Annotated in this window: 12 protein-coding genes; 8 read left to right on the plus strand and 4 right to left on the minus strand. The window is 64.4% G+C overall.

The window, feature by feature from the left end; all coding sequences use genetic code 11:
• Positions 1 to 779: 779 nt before the first annotated feature.
• Genes dsbG through dsbD form a run of 3 tightly spaced genes read right to left on the minus strand, consistent with a single transcriptional unit; the run spans position 780 to position 4,088 of the window.
• Positions 780 to 1,538, minus strand: a complete 759-nt coding sequence (dsbG, locus tag IWW33_RS19475; protein ID WP_119687508.1) for a thiol:disulfide interchange protein DsbG — start codon at positions 1,536 to 1,538, stop codon at positions 780 to 782.
• A gap of 1 nt (position 1,539) precedes the next feature.
• Positions 1,540 to 2,376 carry a TlpA family protein disulfide reductase gene (locus tag IWW33_RS19480; protein ID WP_046785283.1) on the minus strand — a complete coding sequence of 279 codons (837 nt, stop codon included), beginning with the start codon at positions 2,374 to 2,376 and terminating at the stop codon, positions 1,540 to 1,542.
• Positions 2,376 to 4,088 (minus strand): protein-disulfide reductase DsbD, encoded by a 1,713-nt coding sequence (gene dsbD / locus IWW33_RS19485; RefSeq protein ID WP_115274254.1) that lies wholly within the window; start codon positions 4,086 to 4,088, stop codon positions 2,376 to 2,378. The genes IWW33_RS19480 and dsbD overlap by 1 nt, the downstream gene beginning before the upstream one ends.
• Positions 4,089 to 4,353: 265 nt before the next feature.
• On the opposite strand from dsbD, the gene IWW33_RS19490 reads away from it, so the two are divergent.
• From IWW33_RS19490 to IWW33_RS19525, 8 genes are all read left to right on the plus strand, one after another.
• Complete coding sequence (locus IWW33_RS19490; RefSeq protein ID WP_119687506.1) at positions 4,354 to 7,185, plus strand: xanthine dehydrogenase family protein molybdopterin-binding subunit; 2,832 nt, start codon at positions 4,354 to 4,356, stop codon at positions 7,183 to 7,185.
• Positions 7,178 to 7,714, plus strand: a complete 537-nt coding sequence (locus tag IWW33_RS19495) for a (2Fe-2S)-binding protein (protein ID WP_012315391.1) — start codon at positions 7,178 to 7,180, stop codon at positions 7,712 to 7,714. The genes IWW33_RS19490 and IWW33_RS19495 overlap by 8 nt, the downstream gene beginning before the upstream one ends.
• A 53-nt stretch (positions 7,715 to 7,767) precedes the next feature.
• The gene (locus tag IWW33_RS19500) at positions 7,768 to 8,928 is read left to right on the plus strand and encodes a cytochrome c (protein WP_231386470.1); all 1,161 of its coding nucleotides are present in this window, start codon (positions 7,768 to 7,770) and stop codon (positions 8,926 to 8,928) included.
• Between the two features lie 3 nt (positions 8,929 to 8,931).
• Positions 8,932 to 9,903, plus strand: a complete 972-nt coding sequence (locus tag IWW33_RS19505) for an XdhC family protein (RefSeq protein WP_115274257.1) — start codon at positions 8,932 to 8,934, stop codon at positions 9,901 to 9,903.
• Positions 9,900 to 10,466 carry a nucleotidyltransferase family protein gene (locus IWW33_RS19510; protein ID WP_174142532.1) on the plus strand — a complete coding sequence of 189 codons (567 nt, stop codon included), beginning with the start codon at positions 9,900 to 9,902 and terminating at the stop codon, positions 10,464 to 10,466. Before IWW33_RS19505 ends, IWW33_RS19510 begins: the two co-directional genes overlap by 4 nt.
• 148 nt (positions 10,467 to 10,614) lie before the next feature.
• The gene (locus IWW33_RS19515) at positions 10,615 to 11,298 is read left to right on the plus strand and encodes a response regulator transcription factor (RefSeq protein WP_012315384.1); all 684 of its coding nucleotides are present in this window, start codon (positions 10,615 to 10,617) and stop codon (positions 11,296 to 11,298) included.
• The gene (locus tag IWW33_RS19520; protein WP_012315383.1) at positions 11,295 to 12,617 is read left to right on the plus strand and encodes an ATP-binding protein; all 1,323 of its coding nucleotides are present in this window, start codon (positions 11,295 to 11,297) and stop codon (positions 12,615 to 12,617) included. Before IWW33_RS19515 ends, IWW33_RS19520 begins: the two co-directional genes overlap by 4 nt.
• Positions 12,618 to 12,753: 136 nt before the next feature.
• Positions 12,754 to 14,145, plus strand: coding sequence for an aspartate aminotransferase family protein (locus IWW33_RS19525; RefSeq protein WP_115274259.1), 1,392 nt, complete (start codon positions 12,754 to 12,756; stop codon positions 14,143 to 14,145).
• 88 nt (positions 14,146 to 14,233) lie between these two features.
• Here IWW33_RS19525 and IWW33_RS19530 read toward each other — a convergent pair whose 3' ends face one another.
• Positions 14,234 to 15,364 carry a cupin-like domain-containing protein gene (locus IWW33_RS19530; protein ID WP_046785273.1) on the minus strand — a complete coding sequence of 377 codons (1,131 nt, stop codon included), beginning with the start codon at positions 15,362 to 15,364 and terminating at the stop codon, positions 14,234 to 14,236.
• Positions 15,365 to 15,499: the final 135 nt, after the last annotated feature.

A 15,499-nucleotide genomic window follows, 5' to 3' on the forward strand; every position in this document is an offset into this window, starting at 1 on the left:
CTACCCCGCTCCCACAGGTTTTGCGTTGTATCACATACAGCGGCGAGCCTGTGGGAGTCGATTTACCCGCAAAGAGGTGGCTGCGGTCACCCAGTATTCGATACGTTTCGGGAGGTTTTCTTCATTGTTTTGAATGGTGGCGTTGATGATCGTGTAGCCAATGAGCTGAGTGCACAATAATAGAGTGATGTTTGTCCTCTGGCATGGCCGAGGCGGGGAGGTCCGGTGCTTTAGGTTGTTGTTTGGGGGTGGTTCAAAGTTAAGTATTTCATAGTTGTAGGTTCTTATTGTTTTCATTTCGTCTCTGGGATGCAATTCAAGTGCTGTGACTGAAGCCAGCCAGGCTGCAGAGTAAGCCTGCGTCAAGAGTTGCTGTAGGGTTGGCAAATGTCAACCTGTGTTAATCCGGCCCTGAGCGAGCGAAACTGATGCGGCGGTTTATTGGGGTTTTTAAATGTAAGAATAATGCTTAGGTGTTTTCCTACAGAGACTAAGTAGGATGGGTGGATCTTGTCGTTTATTGAGATGTTCTGGCAGGTTTTCTTGAGGTGGTGTAGTCCTTTTCGCTTTTATTCTTTGAATTGATTGCGATGCGTTTATAGCGTTTTTTTGTGATTAGTGTTTCGTGATGTTTTCGGCGGGCAACTCAATAGCCGGGTGGAAGGGGACCTGCTTTGTCCCCCTTCTTTCAGGGAGGGGTATTGTTGCGCTTGCGAGATCGAGCGCCGCCCGCGCGGCGCTCGATCTCAGGAGCACCGAGAACCCGAAATCTGCAACATTTAACGCTTGCCGAGAATTTTCCCCAACAACTCCGGCCGCGGTGCCCCTTGCTGGCTCTGCAGGTTGCCCTGCTCATCCTGATAGAAGATTGCCGGGGTGGCCTGCAGGCCCATTTCTTCCATCAAGGCCAGGTTCGCCGCCAGTTTCTGCTGCACTGCCTCTGGCACCTTGTCCAGCGCTTTCAGCGTGCTGGCCTTGCCTGCTTTCTCATGCTCTTCCAGCGCTTTGGCCGGGTCCTTGGCGGCCAGCAGTGCCGCCGACTTGCCTGGGCTGTCCTCGCGGATGATGCCGACCATGATATGGCGCAGCTGCACCTTGCCCGACTCTACCCATGGCCGTGCCTGCTGCCAGAACATGTTGCAGTATGGGCAGTTCGGGTCACTGAACAGGTATACCTTGCGCGGTGCATCGGCTTTGCCGTCAGCGATCCAGCTGGTTTTTTCCAGCTTCGCCCAGATGGCCTTGGACATGGGCCCGTACACCAGCTTTTCCAGGGGGGCGGCACTGAGGTCCTGGCCCTGTTCGTCAAACAGGCTGCCGACCAGTACATGCTTGCCATCGGGTGTGAGGTACAGGGCGATGCCGTTGTTCTGGTACTCGGCGGCGTAACCGCGCAGGCCATCGGGTGCATCGAAGCTGCCTTTGATCACGGCGCCCTTGGCTTGCAGTTGCTCGATTGCCTTGGGCAGGGTTTCGGCATGCGCCAGCGGGGTGGCCAGCAGGGCCAGGGACAGGGGCAGCAGTGCAGTCAGTCGCATGTCATTTTCCTTGTGCGGCAGGGGCGGGCGCAGCGGCCCGTTCGAAAGGTTCCAGGGCATGGCGCAGGCTGGCCCGGGACAGCTCGCCCAGGTGGCTGCCGATCAGCCGCCCGTTGGCGTCGTAGAACAGGGTGGTGGGCAGGGCCATCGAACCTACCCGCTGGGCCAGGATGCCGGTGCCGTCGAACAGCACATGGGTCAGGCTCAGGCCGGTGGTGGCGAGGAAGGTGCTGACGTTTTCCGGCGTCTCGCCCTGGTTGACGAACAGGAAAGTCACGTGAGGGTACTCACCCTGGGCGTGTTGCAGCACCGGCATTTCCCGGCGGCACGGCGGGCACCAGGTCGCCCAGATGTTGATCACCAGCGGCTTGCCGCGGTAGCTGTGCAGCGCAACCGATTGCCCGCTGGCATTGCGCAGGCTCAGCTCTGGCAGCTCGGTGCCCTTGCTGTACAGATGGCTGCCAAGGCTGGCCAGGCCCCAGAACAGCGCGCCACTGAACAGTGCCCAGCCCAGCGGGCGGCGCAGCCCGGGGTGGCGCCAGCCTTGCCAGAGGCTGGCGAGTACGACGCCGATCAGCCCCGACCAGAGCAGGAAGCCACCGTCGCGGATGTCGATCACCTGCACCAGGTCATCGCGGTACATCGGCCAGTAAACCAGCACGAAACCCAGCCGAGCGCACAGCAGGCCGATCAGGAACAGGTTGAATAGCGCCGACTCCGGGCTTTCGCCGCCACGCCGGGCGACCCACCAGCCGACCACGCTGGCGATGCCCAGGGCGGCGAGCATCAACAGATGATTGAGGGCCATGGTCAGGGGCCCCAAGGTTACAGTCAGCATCAACCTTGGCTCCTGGTCTGGGCCCAATGTTGCAGGAATGCGGCCGCATCCACCTCGCCGGTGATGCGCCGTGCGCGGCGTTCCTCGCCTTCCGGGCCGAGCCAGATGATGCTGGGTGGGCCGGGTACCTGGTAGCGTTGCAGCAGCGCGCGGCTGGCGGGGGCATCGGCGGTCACGTCCAGGCGCAGCAGGTGCACGCCGGCCAGGCTGGCTTGCACATCGTCACGGGCAAACACCTGCTTTTCCATGACTTTGCACGATACGCACCAGTCGGCGTAGTAATCGACCATCACCCATTGGCCACGGGCTTTGGCCGCATCGAGCTCACGTTGCAGGTCCTCCGGGCGGCTGACGGTGACAAACGCATCTTCGGCGTGCTGAGTGGCCGAAGGTGCGGGGCCACCGGCAAACGGGCGCAACGGCTGCCAGAGGTCATCGCCACCGGCGGCAGCGCCTATCAGCAGCAGCCCACCCCACAATGCGCCCAGCAGCGGTACGGCGCGCAAGGCAGGCAAGCGCTGCAGGGCCGGCCACGCGGCCCAGCCCAGTGCAATCAGCCACGCGCCGCTCAAGGCCAGCAGCAGCGGTGCGGCGAGCAGGCTGCGTACGGTGTACAGGGCCATGGCCAGGAACACGAAGCCGAACACCCCCTTGACCCGCTCCATCCAGGCGCCCGGGCGCGGCAGGTAGCGGTTGCCCAAGGTCACCAGCAACAGCAGTGGCACACCCATGCCCAGGCCAAGGCTGAACAGCACCAGCGCGCCTTGCAGCACATCGCCACTCTGCGCGATGTAAAGCAGGGCGCCGGCCAGCGGGGCGGTCATGCACGGCCCGAGCAGCAGGCCGGACAGTGCCCCCAATAGCGCCGCACCGTAGAGGTTGCCGCCCCGGGTGCTCTGCCCGGCACGGTCCAGGCGATCACGCAGGGCGGCTGGCAATTGCAATTCGAAAGCGCCGAACATCGGCAGGGCAAGTAACACGAACAGCGCCGCCAGGCTGCCCAACAGCCAAGGCTGCTGCAGCCAGGCTTGCAGGCTGGCGCCAAGCAGCGCGGCGACCACGCCGAGCCCTGCATACACCAGCGCCATGCTCAGCACGTAGACCCCGGCCAGCACCCAGCCACGTCGTGCGCTGGCGCCGTTGCCCATGACCAGGCCGGCGAGGATCGGCAGCATGGGCAGCGAGCAAGGGGTGAACGCCAGCAGCAGGCCGAGGCCGAAGAACGCCAGCAGGCTCCAGCCAAGGCTGGCGCTTTGCAGGCCGCTGGCCAGGGCTTGGTCGCTGGCCTGGTCAGTGGCAGGCGCGGCGCTGCCGCCCAGGTCGATGACAGTGGTTTGCGGCGGGTAGCACAGGCCGGCGTCGGCGCAGCCCTGCCAGCCCAGGCGCAACTGGCCTTGGGCGTTGGCGGGCAGCAGCAGTTCGAGTTGGTCGCGGTACACCGCGCTGTCGCCGAAGAATTCATCGTGATGGTTGAGGGCCGGCGGCAGTTGCGGGTGCTGCTCGACGGGTAGGCCGTCGAATTTCAGGCGCTTCTGGTAGAGGTAGTAACCCTGTTTGATCTGGAAATAAAGGCGCATCTGGCCGTCGGCCTGGCGGTCGTGGGTCAGGACGAACGCCTGGTTCACCGGCAGGAAGTCGGGCTTTACGTCGAACGGGTTGGCCTGCAGCGGGCCGGCCATAAGGAATGTGAGGAAGAGCAGGAGGACGCGCATGTCTTCGCCTTGGCAGATTTGAACGGGGCCATGCTGGCCTGAGCCGATTAACCCAAGGTTAACCTGTGGCCCCGTTCGTGCGAGCTGAGCGTGGACATACCGCGACATACTGTCTGCTTGACTTTGCCAAAACCTACTTGAGTGCTGTAAAGTTGACGTGAAAGTCAGTTTTTGTGAGCGCCCTGTGTCGGCGCTCACCTCCTTCCGCGTTTCCAGCACAAGAATCAAAAGATGGGCAGGCAGCGGCCTGCCCAGAGGATCAAGCATGTCCAACCGTGATATTTCCCGGCGCTCCTTCCTGCAAGGTGGCCTGATCGCCGGTGTCGGCGTGAGCATGGCGCCGCTCGGCAGCCAGGCCTTCGCCGCACTGATGGAAGATCGTGTCACCACCTCGCCGCAGAAGTGGATGAACCACGACGGCAAGGCGCGTTTCCGTAACGACGCGTTGTCCAAGGTGTGCGGCAACAAAGTCTTTGCCCGCGACATCCGCGCCAAGGACATGCCCGGCTGGCCCGAGCAGCAAGGGCACGCCATGTTGCTCAAGACCACCAAGGCCGACCGTATCTACGCCGGTTACGACCTTGAGTGGCTCGGCGCCGGGTTGCAGCCAGACCGCATCGTCACCTCCGCTGACCTGGAAAAGGACGGCATTGCCTGGCCCGAAGCCCATTCGCCCGACCCGCTGCTGCCACCTGGCAAGGTGCCGATGTTCATTGGCCACCCGGTGGCGATCCTGATCTGGAACGACTTCGAGCGCTTCCGCCAGGCCAAGCGCAAGCTGCAGTTCAACGACAAGGCGATCCGCTACGGGGCCCAGGCCCCGCTGTATCAGCGCGACCCCTATGGCAGCTTCCGCTTCGTCCGCGTTGGTGGGGCCACGCCGTTCGACGACGATGAGTTCTCCAGCCTGAAGAACGCCATGCTGTTCCCCACCATTCTCAACCGTAAGCCGGTGTGGTCCAAGCAGCCCAACCAGCACGGCGACCTCACCGAGCAGGGCCTGTTCTACGCCAAACGCATCGGCGAGCAACTGGACAACCCGCCCGAAGACTGGCTGGTGTTCGATGAGCGCTACAAGACGCCTTCCATCGAGCCGGCGGCGCTTGAGCCCGACAACGGCAATGGCTGGTACGACGCCGGCACCGGCACGCTGCACTTCGTGGTCGCCACCCAGTGCCCGTTCGAAGTGGCGCAGGACTGCGTGCACATGATCAAGCCGTCGCGCTTCGCCCTCAAACACCTCAACATGCACCCGGGTTACACCGTGGGCTATGGCTCCAAAGACAACAACATCTTCGTGTTCTATGCCGCGGTTGCCGCGCTGTATGGCGCTGGTGTGCCGGTCCGCCTGGCCAACGACCGCTATGAGCAGTTCCAGAGCGGCATCAAGCGTCATGCCTTCGACATCCGCTATCAACTGGCCGTGGACAAGAAGGACAACAGCTTCAGGATCTTCCGCGCCGACATGAGCTGTGACGGCGGTGGCCGCATCAACTACAGCCCGTCGGTTGCCGCAGTCGGGGCCACGGCGGCGCAGTCTATCTACTACATGCCGCAGAACGACCTGTCCGTCACCGCCTACCACTCGCGGGGCGTCGAGGCAGGGTCCATGCGTGGCTACGGTACCCTGCAGACCATGGCGGCCACCGAAATGATGGTCGACGAGGTCGCCCAACGCCTGGGTGTCGATGCCATCGACCTGCGTCGTGCCAATGCGCTGAAGTCAGGCATGAAGAACACCCAGGGCGCAGTGCCTGCCGGCGCCCTGCGCCTGCACGAGATCCTCGACAAGGCTGCTGCCCATGACTGGTGGCGCAACCGTGATGCGCGCAAGCGACAGATGGACGCCAAGGACCCGGACCACTGGTACGGCGTGGGCTTTGCCATTTGCCAGAAGGATTTCGGCACCGGTTCCGAAGCGCCGATGGCCAGCGTCGAGTTCACTGCCGATGGCCGCATCAGCCTGCGCCACATCGGCACCGAACTGGGCACCGGCATGTCCACTTCCCAGGCCCTGGTGGTCAGCGACTTCCTCGGCCGCTCGGCCGACGAGGTGAAGACCGCAGTGACCGAGTGGCCTGAACTGCAACTGGCCACCAGCGGCAACCCTTACCTGATCAGCCAGGCCGAGCAGGATGCGGCGCTGCGCAACCCGCGCTGGGTCGGCAAACTGGCATCGCCATCGTCGGCGACCAACTCGGCGTTCTATTTCAGCCACGCCACCCGGGAAGCGGCGCGCGTGCTGTTCAATCATGGCCTCTGGCCGGCGGCCATGGCCCTGTGGCGCCAAGGCCCGTTCGGCGGGCAGGCCAACCCCTTGGTGGTGCGCCGCGAGAACGCGGTGTGGGTCAATGGTGAGCTGACCGGCAACGGGCTGGCGCCCATTCCCTTCGCCGAGCTTGCGAAGAAAGCCCACGAAATGGGCCTGGTCACCGGCGTCAGCGTTCACGGTTTCAACCGTTGGAGCTGGGCAGAAGCCGACTTCGTCATCGACGGCGTGCGCGAGCGCTTCCCGCTCGATGCCGTGGCCGTTAAGTACGGCGACGGTGCGCCCAACGCCAAGAAAGCGCAGATGAGCAGCAACGGCTACCACTTGCTCGACCGGCAGAACGCCGCCTACCCGGCCACCCAGTTGAACAACGCCATGGTCACTTACTACAGCCCGGTGGCCACTATCGTCGAAGTGAAAGTGAACAAGGGCACCCATGAAGTCCAGGTGCTCAACCATCACAGCTGGGTCGAGTGCGGCCGGGTGTTGGTACCGGAGCTGGTCAAGGGCCAGCTCGAAGGCGGCATCGCCATGGGCATTGGCCATGCGCTGACCGAAGAGATGCCACTGCATGAGGGTGGCCCGGGGGAGGGCGACTGGAACTTCAACCGCTATCGCCTGCCGCATGCCAAGGACGTGGCCGTCTGGAAGCAGACGTCCGAGATCCTCCCACCGTTGTCGCCCACCGACCCGTCCAAGGGCATTGCCGAGGTGGTGATGATCCCGGTGGTCGGTGCCATCGGCAACGCCGTGGCCCATGCCATTGGCAAGCGTGTTCGCGATCTTCCGATTACTCCAGCCCGCATCAAGGAGGCCCTCAATGGCTAACCGTCCGCTTCAACTGACCCTCAACGGTCAACCTGTCGGTCCGGTCGAGGTCCCCGACGACCTGGCGATGATCGATTACCTGCACGAACACCAGAACCTCACCGGCTCGCGCCTGGGTTGCGGCCAGGGTATCTGCCATGCCTGCGTGGTGATCGTCGACAACCCCGATGGCACCAGCGAAGAAGTGCGCACCTGCATCACCGGTGCCCACTACTTTGCCGGCAAGAAGGTCCGTACCATCGAGAGCCATGCCAAGCAGGACGAGGCCGGCAACTTCACGCTGAACCCGATCCAGCAGAAGTTCGTCGACCTGTTCGCCTTCCAGTGCAGCTACTGTGCACCCGGCTTCGTCAACGCGGCGACCGTGCTGGTGGAAAATGCCCAGCGCCAGCCGGTGAAGAAGAGCGAACTTGAAGACCGCATCGAAGAGAGTCTGGGGCATCACATTTGCCGCTGCACCGGCTACGTACGCTATTACGATGCTACCCGCACGGTCCTCAACGACCTCGGCCTGGTCAAGGAGGGTTGAGCATGGCGTTCGTTCGTTCCGGTCTCACGCTGGCGCTGGGCCTTGCCGTCGCCATGGTTGCCCAGGCAGATGACCAGGCGCTGGTCAAACGTGGGGAATACCTGGCTCGCGCAGCCGACTGCATGGCCTGCCACACCGCCGAAGGCGGCGCGCCGTATGCCGGCGGCCTGCCGATCCACTCGCCGTTCGGGACCATCTATGGCACCAACATCACCCCGGACAAACAGTACGGCATCGGCAACTACACGGCCGACGAATTCTTTGCGGCCGTCACCGAGGGCAAGCGCAAGGACGGCGCCAACCTGTACCCGGCCATGCCCTACACCTCGTACCACCTGATCTTGCGGGAAGACTCGGACGCGATACTTGCATACCTGATGACCGTGCCGCCGATCAATCGCCCGGCACCGCAGACCAAGCTCAGCTTCCCGTTCAACGTGCGCATGGGCCTGTCGGGCTGGAACATGCTGTACGGCAAGAGCGTGCAGTTGCAGCCCACCGACGGCAAGAGCCCGGCATGGCAGCGCGGGCAGTACATGGTCGAAGTCATGGGCCACTGCGGCGAGTGCCATACCCCGCGTAACCCGATTGGTGCGCTGCAGCAGGATCAGCGCCTGACCGGCGGGCTGCTCAATGGCTACCTGGCACCGAGCCTGCTGGCCAAGGACCTGGCCGAGCGTGGCTGGACCCACCCCGACCTCACCACCTTCCTCAAGCACGGTATCAGCGCCCAGGGCAGCATGTTCAACGAGATGTACCCGGTGGTGCACCATAGCACCCAGCACCTCAAGGACGCCGACCTGGCCGCCATGGCCACCTACCTGTTGGGTGAACAGCCACCGCCTTCCAAGGTCATACAGGAAGTCCCCCTGGACCGGCTCAGCGACAGCGCCAAGCGCGGCCGACAGCAGTATCTCAACGTCTGCGCCGGTTGCCACGGTGTCGACGGCGAAGGCAAGCCGCATATCGCGGTGGCCATGCAGGGCAACACGGTGCTGCGTCAGGGGGACTCGCGCAACCTGGTCAAGGCCATCCTCGACGGTATCCGTGAGCAGCAATTCACAGGCTTCGAACGCATGCAGCCAATGCCAGGCTTTGCCGACAAACTCAGTGATGAGCAGGTCACGGATATGGTCAACTACCTGCGTCAGGCCTGGGGCGGATTGCCGGGTGATTTGAGCGTACAGCAGCTAGCTGAGCTGAAGGCGGAGTAATACGTGCAACATCTTGATCTGCAGGTCGTACACCAGGCGATGCAGTGGTCGGGCAACGGCCAGCGGGTCTGGTTGTGCACGGTGCTTGCCACTTACGGGTCGGCGCCTCGCGCGCCGGGCTCGCTGCTGGCGGTGAACGAGGCAGGGCAGTGGGTGGGCTCGCTGTCGGGCGGCTGCGTCGAGGAAGACTTCCTTGAGCGCGTGGCCCTTGGCGAGTTTCCCGAGCCGGTCGCGATCGTGCGTTATGGCGATGGCAGCGACCGGCGCTCGAGCATTCGTCTGCCCTGTGGCGGGGTGCTGGAGGTGCTGGTGGAAAACCTGCCGGCCGATTGCGAAGTGCAGGCGCATCTGCGCGCCTTGGCTGGTGCGTTGCAGGGCCAGCGGCGGCTCTTGCGCGAGGTGAGCCTGCCTGACGGCACGCGCCGGCTCAGCGACGACTCGTGCCAGGGCCCAAGGGTCGAACGTGATAGCACCCGTGTGCGCCTGCGTGTGGGCGCTGCCCAGCGGCTGCTGTTGGCGGGGTATTCCAGCGTTGCGCATTATTGCGCCGAGTTCGGCAAAGGGCTGGGTTTTGAAGTCATCCTCTGCGACCCGCGTGACGAGGTGCTCGAAGGCGTGGTGCTGGACGGCATCGAAGTGCGCCGCGAGCTGCCGTCGGAATTCATCGCCAACGGTGGTTGCCATGCCGACACGGCAGTGGTTGCATTGACCCATGACCCCAAAATCGATGACTTGGCCATGCTTGAAGCAGTGCGTACCGAGGCGTTTTACATTGGCGTGATGGGCTCGAAGGCCACCTCCGACAAGCGTCGCGAACGCCTGCAGCGCATCGGTGGCCTGGCCAGCGGCGAGCTGGCGCGCATCCACGCACCGATCGGCCTCAACCTGGGCAGCAAGACCCCCGCAGAGATCGCCCTGGCAGTGCTGGCCGATATCCTGCGCATGCGTAACGGCATCCAGCGGGCGGCGCTGTGAGCATCGTCGCGCTGGTGCTGGCGGCGGGCAGCAGCGTGCGTTTTGGTGGCGACAAGCGCCGGGCCACGTTGGGCGACGGGCGCAGCTTGCTGGTGCACAGCGTCGAGCGGGCTTGCTCGGTGTTCAGCGATGTTCGCGTGGTACTGCGCGATGGCGAGCGGGGCGAGGACCTGGGCTTGCCGGGCGCATGCCGGATCATTTCCAGCCCGGATGCCGGATTGGGGATGGGGCATAGCCTGGCGGCTGGGGCTGCGTCGTTGATCGACAGTGAGGCACAGGCAGTGGCGGTGCTGTTGGGCGATATGCCCTGGATCGCTCAGGCTACGTTGGGCCAGCTTGCCGCGGTTGCCGATTTGTCTAGGATCGTCTTGCCAGAACATGACGGACAACAGGGGCACCCGGTGTTGTTCGGGCGCGATTTCTGGCCGGCGCTTTCACGCCTGACGGGTGATGAGGGGGCGCGCTCGGTGGTGAAGGCGCACCCGGCGAGTTGCATCAGGCTTGAAGTGCAGGACGCCGGGGTGTTGCAGGATGTGGACCGGCCAGAGGCGGTAAACCGCTGAGCGCGGGCGGCACTCGATCTCACCGGCGCTAGAATTCATGCGTCGGGCCTCAAACAACCGACACACCCGCTACCGGAAAAAAGCCCATAATCCCCCCTTAATCCCCCAATAGTGCAATGCCAGCCACACCACTCCGGGAGCACCCACCATGCACGTTCTGCTCTGCGAGGACGACGACCTGATCGCCAGCGGCATCTGCGCCGGCCTCACCGCCCAAGGCCTGACCGTCGACCGCGTGGCCAACGCCGGTGCCGCCCGGGCCATGCTCCAGGCGGCGCAGTTCGACGTGATGATCCTTGACCTCGGCCTGCCCGATGAAGACGGCCTCAAGCTGTTGCGCCGCCTGCGTCAGCAGGGCATCGACCTGCCGGTGCTGGTGCTCACCGCGCGCGATGCGGTCACCGATCGGGTCGACGGCCTGCAGGCCGGTGCCGACGACTACCTGCTCAAGCCCTTCGACCTGCGCGAGCTGGCCGCGCGCCTGCACACCTTGCTGCGCCGGGTTGCCGGGCGGGCGGTGAACGTGATCGAGCATGGCCCGCTGCGCTACGACCCCAGTAGCTGCGAAGCGACCCTGGCCGGCCAGCCGGTCGACCTGTCGCGGCGTGAGCAGGCCTTGCTCCAGGCGCTGCTGCAGAACCCGGGCCGGGTGCTGTCCAGTGAACAGCTCAAGGACTGCGTGTACGGCTTCAGCGACGAAGTCGAAAGCAACGCCCTCAACGTGCATATCCATCACTTGCGCCGCAAGCTTGGCAACAGCATCGTCGAGACCGTGCGCGGCCTGGGCTACCGCCTTGGCCCGGCGCAGGCGCCAGAGGAAGCCGCATCATGAGCCTGCGGGTACGCCTGAGCCTGATTCTGGGCAGCGCGTTCATCATCATTTGGGTGCTCGCTGCTGCCTGGATGCTGCGCGACCTGCGCCAGCAGATGATGTTCTCCCTCGACCAGCGCCTGGTGGCTTCGGCGCGCATGGTTGCCGGGCTGATCGACCAGTTGCCCAAGCCGCTGACCGCCAAGGGCGAAGAGGCGCACTTTTCCGCCGACCAGTTCACCGTGCCCGACGGCATGGCCTGCCAGGTAAGTTCGCTGCGCGGCGAGATTCTTGCCAGCAACCACAAGCATGATGGGGGCATGGACGATGAACAAAGCGGCTTCCGCGACCAGACCATCGACGGTGCACTGTGGCGTACCTTCACCTACAACCATGGCGATGTGCGCATCACCACTGCCGACCGTCACATGGAGCGCGAGGCACTTAACCAGTCGATCCTGCTGGCAGCTTCGGCGCCGGTGCTGATGGCCTTGCTCGGCAGCCTGGGGCTGGTGTGGATCGGCCTGGGCAAAGGCCTGGAGCCGCTCAATCGCATGCGTGACGCCTTGCGCAGGCGGCGTGCCGACAGCGTTGAGCCGTTGCAGGTGGCGGGCTTGCCCAGTGAGTTGCAACCTTTGCTCGACACCCAGAACCAGCTGTTTCTGCGCATCGCCCAGACCCTTGAGCGCGAACGGCGGCTGACCGACGACGCCGCGCATGAACTGCGCAGCCCGCTGACGGCGATCAAGACCCACCTGCAGGTGGCCCGCATGACCGATGGCGCAGTGCGCGAACAGGCGCTGGAACATGCAGAACAGGGCACCGACCGCATGCACCGGACCCTGGAACAGCTGCTGCTGCTGGCGCGGGTCGAAGGCAGCCTGTCGTTCGAAGATGGCGTGCAGTGCAGCGCCGAACAGGTCGCCCGGCAGGCCGTGCAGGATGCCGGTGGGGGTGACAACCGGCGCATCGTTCTGCGCCTGCCCGAGCAGGCCACGCAGATCTACCTCGGCATGCCGGCCCCGCTGGCGGTGGCGGCGCTGCGCAATCTGCTGGACAACGCTCTGCGCCATGGCGGTGATACTGAAGTGGAACTGGAGGTGCAGATGGCCGACGGGCAGATTGGTTTCATGGTGCGCGACCATGGGCCTGGTATTGCCGCTGATGACCTGCAGCACTTGACCGAGCGCTTTTGGCGCAACGGCCAGAGCGGTGGCTGCGGGCTGGGGTTGGCGATTGTTCAGGCGATCGTGCAGCGCTGTGCCGGCAGCTTGCGCTTCGACAGCCAGAGCGATGGCTTGCGGGTGGTGCTGCAAGTGCCGGCGCGCTCGGGGGCTTGATCTTCGCCGCCTGTACCGGCCCCATCGCCGGTACAGACCCCAAAAAATCCCATAACAAGCGCTAAATCCTCCCCCCAGCCAAGCGTTTTCCAAGCGACAACTACCCGCACATTCGCTTGCTTGCGAGGATTTACCCATGTCGACTGCTTCCAGCCTTGCCCAGGTCCCGCCGGCCAGTGCGCCGCAACCGCTGTACGAGTTCACCGAGTCGCCCCTGCTGCAACGCCAGCAGCAACAGGAATCCAACGCCCGCAGTTATCCGCGGCGCATCCCGCTGGCGCTCAAGCGCGCCCGTGGCATCCATGTCGAAGATGTCGAGGGCAGGCAGTTCATCGACTGCCTGGCGGGCGCCGGCACCTTGGCCTTGGGCCACAATCACCCGGTGGTGATCGAGGCCATCCAGCGTGTACTGGCCGATGAAATACCCTTGCACACACTCGACCTGACCACGCCGGTCAAGGACCGCTTCGTTCAGGACCTGTTCGGCATCCTGCCCGAAGCATTGCGCCGTGAAGCCAAGGTGCAGTTCTGCGGCCCGACCGGGACCGACGCCGTGGAGGCAGCGCTCAAGCTGGTGCGCAGCGCCACCGGGCGCAGCACCGTGCTGGCCTTCCAGGGCGCCTACCATGGCATGAGTCAGGGCGCGCTGAGCCTGATGGGCAGCCATGGCCCCAAGCAGCCGCTGGGTGCCTTGCTGGGCAACGGGGTGCAGTTCATGCCGTACCCCTACGACTACCGATGCCCGTTCGGCCTGGGTGGCGAAGCCGGGGTCAAGGCCAACCTGCATTACCTGGAGAACCTGCTGCTCGACCCTGAAAGCGGCGTGCCGCTGCCCGCTGCCGTGATCCTGGAGGTGGTGCAGGGCGAAGGCGGGGTGATTCCTGCCGATGTCGAATGGCTCAAGGGGGTGCGCCGTATCACCGAGCAGGCCGGTGTGGCACTGATCGTCGATGAGATTCAGAGCGGTTTTGCCCGTACCGGGCGGATGTTCGCCTTCGAGCACGCTGGCATCGTGCCGGATGTGGTCACCCTGTCCAAAGCCATTGGTGGCAGCCTGCCGCTGGCGGTGGTGGTGTACCGCGACTGGCTCGACACCTGGAAGCCGGGCGCCCATGCCGGCACCTTCCGTGGCAACCAGATGGCCATGGCGGCGGGTTCGGCGGTGATCAACTACCTGGTCGAGCATCGGCTGGCCGAGCATGCCCAGGCCATGGGCCAGCGCCTGCGTGATCACCTGCAGCGGCTGCAACGCGACTATCCGCAGTTGGGCGATATCCGTGGGCGTGGCCTGATGCTCGGGGTCGAACTGGTCGATGTGCAAGGCCCGCGCGATGTGCTGGGCCATCCACCGGCCAATCGCGAACTGGCACCCAAGGTACAGCGCGAATGCCTCAAACGCGGGCTCATTCTGGAGTTGGGTGGGCGCCACGGTGCGGTGGTGCGCTTCCTGCCGCCGCTGATCATCAGCGCGCAGCAGATCGATGACGTGGCGCAGCGCTTTGCCGAGGCACTGGCTGCGGCGGTCTGAGCTCACGAGGGGGCGCGTTGCGCCCCATTTCTCGGCAAGCCCGCTGCCACGGGAGTTGGCGCGGCATGCCTGCCGCGTCCTGTGCCGCTTACCAGCCGCGCCCGGAGTTGACCCAGAAATTCACCGACAGCGATGTCGACACCGACTCCACTTGGTGAAACCAGCCTTCGGGCAGGAACAACAGGTCGCCGGCTTGCAGCAGCACGCGCAGGAAGGTCACCCCGCGCGCGTCAGGGAAGCGCTGGTAATCCGGTGCATCGGGGTTGAAGTCGCACCCGTCCAGGCCGCCCTTGGGTGAGGTCGACCAGGTGCCGAGTGCCGGGCGATGGTGCGGCGCTGCCAGGATGAACGACTTGTCCCCCCACACCTGGGCGAACAGGTTGTCGGCATCGTCGCGGTGCAAAGGGGTGAGGGTGCCTTTGGGGCCGATCCAGATGCGCGGTGCGATGTACAGCGAGCGCTCGAAGTAGGGCGGGTACTGGATCAGCTCAAGCAACTGCGCAGGCACGATGTTGTTGCCCATGTAAGCCGGTGGCTCGCCGTTGCCGGTGCGTGGCTGCGGGTTGTCCAGCGAGTTGATGAAATCTGCCATGGAAGTGGAGCGAAAGTCGCGCTCGGTGGAGAAGGTCTTCTTCACATAGTCGCCATGGCGGGTGATGCCCTGCAGTTCGGCGAAGTGCTCCAGCGAAGCCTGGCGCTCGAGGTTGAACAGCTTCCACTCACGCAGGGCGTCACTGATCACCACCGGTGTGCCGTACGGCAGGAAGTTGCGCTGGAAGCGCTCGGCATCCAGCTGCGCGGCGGGGATTCTTTCTACCTCGGTCAGCTGTGGCAGGCTGGCCGACACACGTTCGCTGTAGCGCGGTGGCGTGACATGGCGCTGGTTCATGTCGGTCTTCTGCGCCGTCACCCCCTTGCGCGCCAGGTCGATGATTTGCGGCAGCAGGGTGGCCAGGCCCAGGTTGCCGCCGATTTTCAGCCGGCCGCCAGCAAACAGCTCTTCGACGTTGGCGCTGCCGGCCATGATGCCCAGCAGGTCTTGCTGGGTGACTTCGATGGTGACATCCGGCGTGGCATGCCGACCGGCCTCGGTGCGCGGCTGGGTACCAGCTTCGCACCAGTAGGCCTGCTGCGGGCCGAAGATGAATTGGAAGGTGCCTTCGACGCCGACGGCACCGGCATTGGCGAACAGCTTGCTCAGCAAAGGTTGCAGTTCCACGGCGCAGCCTCTTCGTGGGGGGAGGGGTGTGAGAACGGAACGAAGGGCGGGCTGCGAAATTTAGCGCGCCGCCCGGCGCTGGCCAGGGGGTTGGCGGTGTTAATTTTTTGCAGGTTGTATCCGTTTCGTAGGGAT

The sequence above is a fragment of the Pseudomonas sp. M2 genome (genome assembly GCF_015751845.1).
GTDB classification, from domain to species: domain Bacteria; phylum Pseudomonadota; class Gammaproteobacteria; order Pseudomonadales; family Pseudomonadaceae; genus Aquipseudomonas; species Aquipseudomonas putida_E.

Coding starts and splice junctions, on each gene's coding strand:
- dsbG (WP_119687508.1), bottom strand. CDS start 1,538: ATGCGACTGACTGCACTGCTGCCCCTGTCCCTGGCCCTGCTGGCCACC.
- IWW33_RS19480 (WP_046785283.1), bottom strand. CDS start 2,376: ATGCTGACTGTAACCTTGGGGCCCCTGACCATGGCCCTCAATCATCTG.
- dsbD (WP_115274254.1), bottom strand. CDS start 4,088: ATGCGCGTCCTCCTGCTCTTCCTCACATTCCTTATGGCCGGCCCGCTG.
- IWW33_RS19490 (WP_119687506.1), top strand. CDS start 4,354: ATGTCCAACCGTGATATTTCCCGGCGCTCCTTCCTGCAAGGTGGCCTG.
- IWW33_RS19495 (WP_012315391.1), top strand. CDS start 7,178: ATGGCTAACCGTCCGCTTCAACTGACCCTCAACGGTCAACCTGTCGGT.
- IWW33_RS19500 (WP_231386470.1), top strand. CDS start 7,768: ATGGTTGCCCAGGCAGATGACCAGGCGCTGGTCAAACGTGGGGAATAC.
- IWW33_RS19515 (WP_012315384.1), top strand. CDS start 10,615: ATGCACGTTCTGCTCTGCGAGGACGACGACCTGATCGCCAGCGGCATC.
- IWW33_RS19520 (WP_012315383.1), top strand. CDS start 11,295: ATGAGCCTGCGGGTACGCCTGAGCCTGATTCTGGGCAGCGCGTTCATC.
- IWW33_RS19525 (WP_115274259.1), top strand. CDS start 12,754: ATGTCGACTGCTTCCAGCCTTGCCCAGGTCCCGCCGGCCAGTGCGCCG.